Genomic DNA, 7,334 nt, shown 5'->3' with positions numbered 1-7,334 from the left:
CGGAGAGCCCATTCAATGACGAGCCAAAATCGGGTGTTCCTTCCGACTCCGGCTCAGGTTCGATGAAAAAGCCTGGCACGGTCAGCCCGGCCAATCCTGCCCCCATGCCAGACCGTAAAACGGGCGATGCGGGCCCCGCTACCAGCAGCAACGATGGAGGTCTGCGCTACGGTCGCCCGGTTCCCGGCAAGCAGGGCTTCGTGTATCCTCCTGGCGTGAAGGAAGAGACCAAGAACATGATTGATGTTCGCGACTTTCGTCCTGGCCAGAAGGTCAAGGACCCTCGCACGGGTGAGATCTTCTTGGTGCCGTAGCCCGCTGCGCGGGAGACAGAAGACCTGAGTCGATCGGACGTCGAGATTTGGAAGACGCAGGCTGGAGTGTTGCTCCGCTTGCGTCTTCTCATTTTGAGTTGGTATGTCCGTCTTGGTCAAAGCGTGGAACTGCTTTGCGCGATCGCCGCACCTGAGCCGATTACCAATCGGCGGCACAGCAGATTGCCAATCTGCGCTACGCTGTCGCCTCTCCAGAGCTCAGGTCTTTCGTCTTCTGTCTTCTAGTCTTTGGTCTTCCTAGAACCCGATTGTGTAAAACGAGTTCTGAGAGACCTTGTTGGCTTCGTCCACAGTGATCCAGCGTTCCATGTAGCGCTCACCCCAGCTGTCGCTGAAGGCGATCTCGTTCGTGTCCTTGTTGTAGCCGATGATTAGCACCACGTGACCGGTCTTTTCATTTTTGCTGAGCGCATTGGCTGCGGCCTCCGTGGTGACTTTCTGCTTCCATGCGGCCCAGTCGGTAATGTCTTTGCGGGCGGCGGTGCGTTCGTTTGCGGTCTTGTTGAAGCCATCCGTGCTGTAGAGCGCCCAGATCACGGGCACCCCTTTGTCGATATGTCGGGCCAGATCCTTGATTTTCATGTCGCCTTGGAAGGAGTCGAAGGATCGACCTTTGGCTTTGATGTGGCGGCCCACGCCTTGCAGAAGGGCGTTCACGCTGGTGCCACCGCCGAAGCCGGTCTCACCCGCATTCGCCAGGATGTACATGTCTGCAGGCACACCCAGATAGCGCATGGCACGTTCCGCGGTGGCGGGCACGCAGTAGCCCTTGGGCCCCTGGTCCACCATGGGGATATCTTTGATGACCACATCGCCATTCGGTCGGTTTTCGAGGTGCTTCTTCGCCTGCTCACGAATCACCGCATCAGACGTTCTCGCCACCTTGCCGCCGCTGTCCGCGAACTGCGCCGTCACCACCTGCAGGCCCACATACTCGCCCTCGGCTTCAGCCAGCAGCACGGCCTGCCCGCGCCAGTCCCAGCGTTGCATGTTCATCCGGCCCACCTTGCCCTCGCCAAAGCGCTCTTTCTTCGGAGCCCCCAGTTTGCCAGACATGGTCTCCGTGATGGCGGTCAGATCCTTGTCCATGGCCGTCTTCACAATCTTCGCTGCTTCTTCCGGCGGCGTGTCCTTGTCGAAGTGCATCTCCGCGCTGCCCTTGGAGCCGAAGAGGTCTCCCTTGTTGGCGTATACGATCGACAATGCGGTTACCCTGTCCCCGGCGGCGTACAGCGCGACAGAGTAGGGGCGGGCTCCGAAGAGGCGGTAGTCGTCCTTTGGGTACGAGCGATAGCTGCTCTGAGTGGGAGTTTTGGATTCCTGGCGCAGTCCCAAGGCCGCCGCTACTTCCGCCGCAGGGCGTTCCCAGAGCGGTTTGTCAGAGAACAAGGGCTGTCCCGCCACACTGTTCACCTCTTCCACAGCGAGCTTGTCGTTGGGATTGGGTGCGGGCTTGAATCCTGAGGGGCTTGCTTCGACCGGTCCCGCCGCCGTTCCTGCAGGTGCTGGAGCCCCTGATTGCTGGCGCACATACTCCTGGTCCGCCGCGCTCAGCGCGCTGAGGGGCAGGGTCATGGTGCGGCCGTCTTCCCGCACTATCGTCACTTGATCTCCCACCGCTGCCGAAAACCGCGCCTTGAGCGTGCTGCCCTGCTGGCTGGTGAAGACTCTCAACTCAGGGGAGGGGGCTGCGCCCGTCCCACTGGATGAGGCCATCAGAAGTGCAAGAGCCAGGGCACCAGAAGCGGTTTTTTTCATGGGACCACTTGATACTAGAAATCGGCCAAATGCGCAAGACCACTGCCGGGCAGTGGCCCGGTACAGTCTTCTCATTCTACGCATCCAGATTCGCAAAAAGCGTCTGTTTCACCCGTCGCGTCCGAAGCAAAAGCCGGGGGACTACTTGAAGTTAGGTCCCGTGATTCTCCCGTTCGAATCCCGGTAAGTCACATTGCCCGCGGGGCTCACATATTTGGTTCCCAGGATCCGGCCGTTGCCATCACGATAGGTCGTCGTTTCTGAGTCGCCCGCCTTGGTGGAGCTGGAAGTCACCGCAATGCGACCTTTGGAATCCCGAGTCACTTCCGTGCCGGAGGCCATCTTCTGCGTGTTGCCGGTGATTCGCCCTTTGCTGTCACGATGAGTCACGGTGCCGGTGTAGGGATCCTCGCTGGAGGTTGAGACAATTCTCCCTGATCCGTCCCGAGTGGTGACCGTGCCGGTCGGGGACACGTCCGACGTCCGTGCGATGCGCCCGGACCCATCGCGAATCGTTTCCCTGATCCGCGAGAGCGTGGCCGTGCTGATCTGGATATCCAGATTGCCTTCTTCAAGAGAGGGCTTGGAGGGTGCCTTGGTCGTCTCCGAGCTGGCCTTCGGTTTGGGTGGCGCGGCGCTGACTGGGGGAGTGGGCACCAGGGTGACGGCACTGGCGAGAGCCACAACGAAGGGGGCAAATGAGGTTTTCATACCACAAATGGATCTGGCGAAATTGTCGCTCGCATGGGATGTAAACTCCAGCCAATTTATTCATTTCCCCGTGCCTGTTTCATCATCGATCCCCGTCCTTGCGCAAACTTCCGAGACGCCATCCCCTGCGCCGTCCTTTCGCGAAGCGCTTCGGTTCTGGGTCAAGCTGGGTTTCGTCAGCTTTGGCGGTCCGGCCGGGCAGATCGCCATCATGCACACCGAGCTGGTGGATCGCAAAAAGTGGATCAGCGAGCCGCTCTTTCTGCATGCGTTGAATTTCTGCATGTTACTGCCGGGCCCCGAGGCGCAGCAGCTGGCCACCTACCTCGGCTGGCGTCTCCATGGAGTGAGGGGTGGCATCGCGGCGGGTGCTTTGTTCGTTCTGCCTGCGGTCGTCATCCTCTGGGCTCTGAGCTGGCTGTACATGAGCCTGGGCCATGTGGAGTGGGTGGCGGCCATCTTCTATGGCCTGCAGCCTGCCGTCATGGCCATCGTCGCAGCAGCCGTGCTGCGGGTGGGGAGGAAGGCCCTCCGCAACAGCGTCATGTGGGCGCTTGCCGCAATGGCATTCGTTGCCCTGTTTGTGTTCAAGGCTCCTTTCGCGGCGGTCATGTTGGGAGCCGGTCTGCTGGGGTGGTTTGGCAGTCAGTTCGCCCCGCGTTACTTCGGCGTGGGACAGGATCAGGCAAAGGGGCGCAGAGAATCGTCCCCAGTGGGTGGTAGCTCCTCGAGCCCTGCGGCAACCGGGGTGGAGCTGGGGGAGGGGGCTGCCGGATCGCGTTCCGGCTGGGCGCATGCGCTTCGCGTGGTGGGTGGCGGCACCCTGCTCTGGTGGGTCCCCATTCTCCTCGCCGGGTGGTTGGCGGGGTGGCAGAGCGTCTGGTTCAAGCTGGGCTTCTTCTTCAGCAAGGCGGCCCTGATCACCTTCGGCGGAGCCTATGCGGTGCTGCCTTATGTCGCCCAGCAGGCGGTGGACCAGTACCACTGGCTCACGACGCCTCAGATGATGAGTGGTCTGGCCCTGGCCGAGACCACCCCGGGGCCGCTCATCATGGTGCTGCAATTTGTCGGTTTCGCCGGGGCCTGGCAGAATCCCGGTCCACTCCCGCCCCTGCTCGCTGCCACCCTGGGGGCGGCCATCACCACGTGGGCCACCTTTCTACCTTCCTTTATCTTTGTGCTTACGGGCGCTCCATACATCGAGCGACTCCGCCGTGTGCGCGGCCTCACGGCGATGCTCTCAGCCATCACGGCGGCGGTGGTGGGTGTCATCCTCAATCTCGCCGTCTGGTTTGGCATTCACACCCTCTGGCCGGGAGGTGGCGCCATCGATCTCTTCGCCCTTGTGCTCGCGGCAGTCCTCTTTGCTGGCATGCATTGGCGAAAGTGGGAGGTCATTCCCGTGGTTGTTGTGGGAGGAGTGCTCGGGTTGGTATGGCGTCTGCTGCTGGTCGGGGCTGCGTAGTCACAGAGTTTCGCTCGCCCCCGTGGAGAAAAGGGTGTAGCTACCGGGCGTCTTTTTCCATGTCGGCCCCCTCTTCTCAAATCCCTGCCGGCGACCAAAGCCGACGCCCCCCGGTCCGGATCATCAAGGCTCGGGAGCGGGTGCTTTCGGACGCGAGCTGGCCGTCTCGATCGTCATCGCCTTTGAGGACGTCCGGGCACAGCCGGACCATGTGCTGAGCTGGACGCGTGGCCAGACCCTGCCGGAGCAGCATTATGAGGTGATCGTGGTTTCCGATGGGCGGCATCTGGAGACTGAGAAGGAGATCGCCCGGCATCTGAGACCGCAGGACGTGCTTGTTCGCTCGCAGGGGACGGAGCGGTTTCAGCTCTGCAACGTAGGCGCGGACGTGGCACGTGGGGAGATTTTGCTCTTCACTGAGGACCACTGCGTGGCGGAGCCTGGTGGAGTCGAGCTAGCCGCCAAGGTGATTCACCAGTTGGACAAGGAGTGTGTGACGCTCGGATGGGGGCACATCAATGCCAACTACGTCGGCATGCTGGAAGAGCGGGTGACGGACGGGAACCGGGACCTTTGGCATGCTCCTGGACACTGGAACAAGCTGCGAGCCCGGGGCTTTGTCATTACCCGGCGTGCTTTTAAGGCGGTGGGCGGATTCCCTCCCGGCCGTGGTATGTTCGCGGAGGCCCTCTTTGCCGCCCGGTTGCATCAGCAGGGCGTGGAGGCCGCCGTTGTGCCGGAGGTCGGGCTGCGTCACGTCAACAGTCATTCCCTGGCGGAGCTTGGAGGGCATGCGCGGGACTACTCCTACCATGAGTGCCAGGCATCGGGCGAGCTGGAGCCGGAGTTTTTTCACCGCTACTTCAGCATTCCGGAAGTTACTTCCAGTGCGTTGATTCCACCACGGGAGGCGCGTCGCATCGTGCCGTTGGTTGGCCGGGAACTGATGCGGGAGGCGCATCCGCACGGCCGCACCCGTCGCTGGCACCGTATTGCAGCCTGGTTGGGGCTTCTTCTTCGCATCCTCACAGCGGGCTATGGCAGCGTTGGCACCTGCTGGCGGGCGCGTATGGCCTTGTGGAGGAGCTGGTGGGGCTGCCAGATCTGGAGGTTCGATGAGAAACGCCGCTACGCCGCCTTTGCCAGCTTCTGGCTGCGGGTGGTGGATCATACGCGGGTGTCGTGGTTGTTGAACCGCCGCCGTCCAGCCATTCTCTCCCGAGGCAATCCGCCGGGAGACTACCGGGGCGAAGGCCTGGCCGGCCTGCGTGCCTGGGGTATGCACGCTCTCGAGCGACAGGGGGACACGCCCCTCCGCTGGACGGGAGGGGTGGGGGTGATTCCTCTAGAACTGCCTCCAGGAGACTATGAAGTGACATTCGAATCCGCAGGCCTGCGCGGGGGCGACTGCCGTTTCCCCTTCGTCGTATACTGGGGACGGCATCGAATCGGACGGCAGAGCCTCCGACATCATCGAACGAGGGTGTCTTTCGACATTACCTCCAAAACTCCCGAGGGAAGAACCTGTCTACTCTGTATCCTGGTGCCAGTGTCGCTTCGGAGTGAGGCGGATCTCCGGGCCTTGGGCTTCCCTTTTGCCGGGCTGGAAGTGCGCCCGGTGAAGGAGCGGTGGAGCACCGCGCAGATGAAAAAGGGTGAAGGGTCGGTGACCGCCAGATCATGAAGCCGGCTCGTCCTGTAGATCCTGGGGCGGGCGCATTTCGCAAGATTCTTACGGTCAATACCGCCGACCAGGGGGGCGGCGCTGAGCGTCTCGCCTGGCAGATTTTTGAGGCCTGTGCCGCACGGGGGCTCGACTCCTGGTTTCTCGTGGGGGACAAGAAATCCTCCCACGATCGGGTTATGCCGTTCTATCTCAGTCCCTTCTTTGACTACCGCCTCTTTGCCGGTGCCTGGACGCAGCGGCGGCAGCGGACCTTGAAGTGGCTTTGCCGGCGCACTGGGCTGGACGACTTTGAGTTTCCCTATTCCCGCCCCCTGTTGGAACTCACCGGTTCCGTGCCAGATGTGGTTCATTGTCATAACCTCCACGGCGGCTACTTCGACCTCAGGGCGCTGCCCTGGCTGTCCCGCCGGGTGCCTGTGTTCCTCACCCTGCAGGACGCGTGGACAGCCACCGGACATTGCGCCTTTCCCATTGAGTGCGAACGCTGGCAGCGGCACGTGGGCTGTGGTCGATGCCCAGACCTCAGCCTGCCCCCGGCAGTCGAGCGGGACGCCACCGCGCTGAACTGGTGGCGCAAGGCCCGCATCTTCGAGAAGAGCCGCCTCTACATCATTGGGGCCAGCCGTTGGAGCCTGGATCTCGCTCAACGCTCCATCCTGGCTCCGGCAATGGCGGACTCCCGTTTGATTCCCAACGGTGTGGACCTTTCTGTCTTCCATCCTGGGGATAGGGCGGCGGCCCGTGCTGACTTGCCCCTGGCGCAGTCCGGAGCTCTGCCCCTCCACGCTCTGCTGATGGTTTCTGTCGCGCATGCCGGGGCAGGGAATCCATTCAAAGACTGGCCCACCTTGAGGGCAGCCTTGGAGCGACTGACACAACCGCCAGCAGAAGCTGGGAGCCGCCCGCTGCATCTGGCGGTCATCGGTGGGGCTGTCAGCACGGAGAGGATCGGCCCCGTCACCGTGCATCATGTCGGCTACCATCCGCATGCGGAACTGGCCGGGTACTACCGGGCGGCCGATCTCTTTGTTCACGCCACCCGGGCAGAGACCTTTGGACTGGTCATTGCGGAGGCCATGGCGTCCGGTCTGCCTGCGGTGGTCAGCAATGTGGGGCCCACACCCGAGGTGGCCGTCCCGGGGCAGGGGGGCATTCTGGTCCCGCCCCGGGATCCAGACGCTCTGGCCCAGCAGCTTCAGGCACTGATCGCCACACCTGAGGCTCTTCCCGCCTTGGGGGAGTTGGCGGCTCAGTACGCCCGAAGTCATTTCGACGCTCGCCAGATGGTGGATGCCACGATAGACTATTATTCAGAGGTCGTCGCTCAGTGGTGGGAGCAGCGGGGTGACTATGTCTCCCGCGCGCTGCATATTTGAGG

At 62.4% G+C, this 7,334-nt stretch carries 5 protein-coding genes and 1 pseudogene; 4 read left to right on the top strand and 2 right to left on the bottom strand.

All coding sequences use genetic code 11. From position 1 onward, the window contains the following. Positions 1–314: pseudogene (locus tag BV034_RS23815) on the top strand (hypothetical protein); the annotation flags it as partial. Positions 315–572: 258 nt separating this feature from the next. On the opposite strand, the gene BV034_RS23810 reads toward BV034_RS23815, so the two are convergent. Both BV034_RS23810 and BV034_RS23805 read right to left on the bottom strand, forming a co-directional pair. Next, entirely contained in the window at positions 573–2,093 is a 1,521-nt protein-coding gene (locus BV034_RS23810; protein ID WP_050029469.1) for a C39 family peptidase, read from the bottom strand. A gap of 141 nt (positions 2,094–2,234) precedes the next feature. Beyond that, positions 2,235–2,804, bottom strand: coding sequence for a hypothetical protein (locus tag BV034_RS23805; RefSeq protein ID WP_050029468.1), 570 nt, complete (start codon positions 2,802–2,804; stop codon positions 2,235–2,237). A gap of 70 nt (positions 2,805–2,874) precedes the next feature. Here BV034_RS23805 and chrA point away from each other — a divergent pair, with 70 nt between their 5' ends. From chrA to BV034_RS23790, 3 genes are all read left to right on the top strand, one after another. Then, on the top strand, positions 2,875–4,269 hold the full coding sequence (chrA, locus tag BV034_RS23800; protein WP_265593389.1) for a chromate efflux transporter: 1,395 nt from the start codon (positions 2,875–2,877) through the stop codon (positions 4,267–4,269). A 211-nt stretch (positions 4,270–4,480) separates the two neighbouring features. Continuing rightward, positions 4,481–5,953 (top strand): glycosyltransferase family A protein, encoded by a 1,473-nt coding sequence (locus tag BV034_RS23795; protein WP_050029467.1) that lies wholly within the window; start codon positions 4,481–4,483, stop codon positions 5,951–5,953. After that, a complete protein-coding gene (locus BV034_RS23790; protein ID WP_050029466.1) occupies positions 5,950–7,332 on the top strand; it encodes a glycosyltransferase in 1,383 nt (460 codons plus the stop codon). Before BV034_RS23795 ends, BV034_RS23790 begins: the two co-directional genes overlap by 4 nt. The last annotated feature ends 2 nt before the right edge of the window (positions 7,333–7,334 follow it).

It is taken from the genome of Verrucomicrobium sp. BvORR034 (assembly GCF_000739635.1).
In the GTDB taxonomy this organism is placed as follows: domain Bacteria; phylum Verrucomicrobiota; class Verrucomicrobiia; order Verrucomicrobiales; family Verrucomicrobiaceae; genus Verrucomicrobium.
This window is presented reverse-complemented; position numbering and strand designations above follow the sequence as displayed.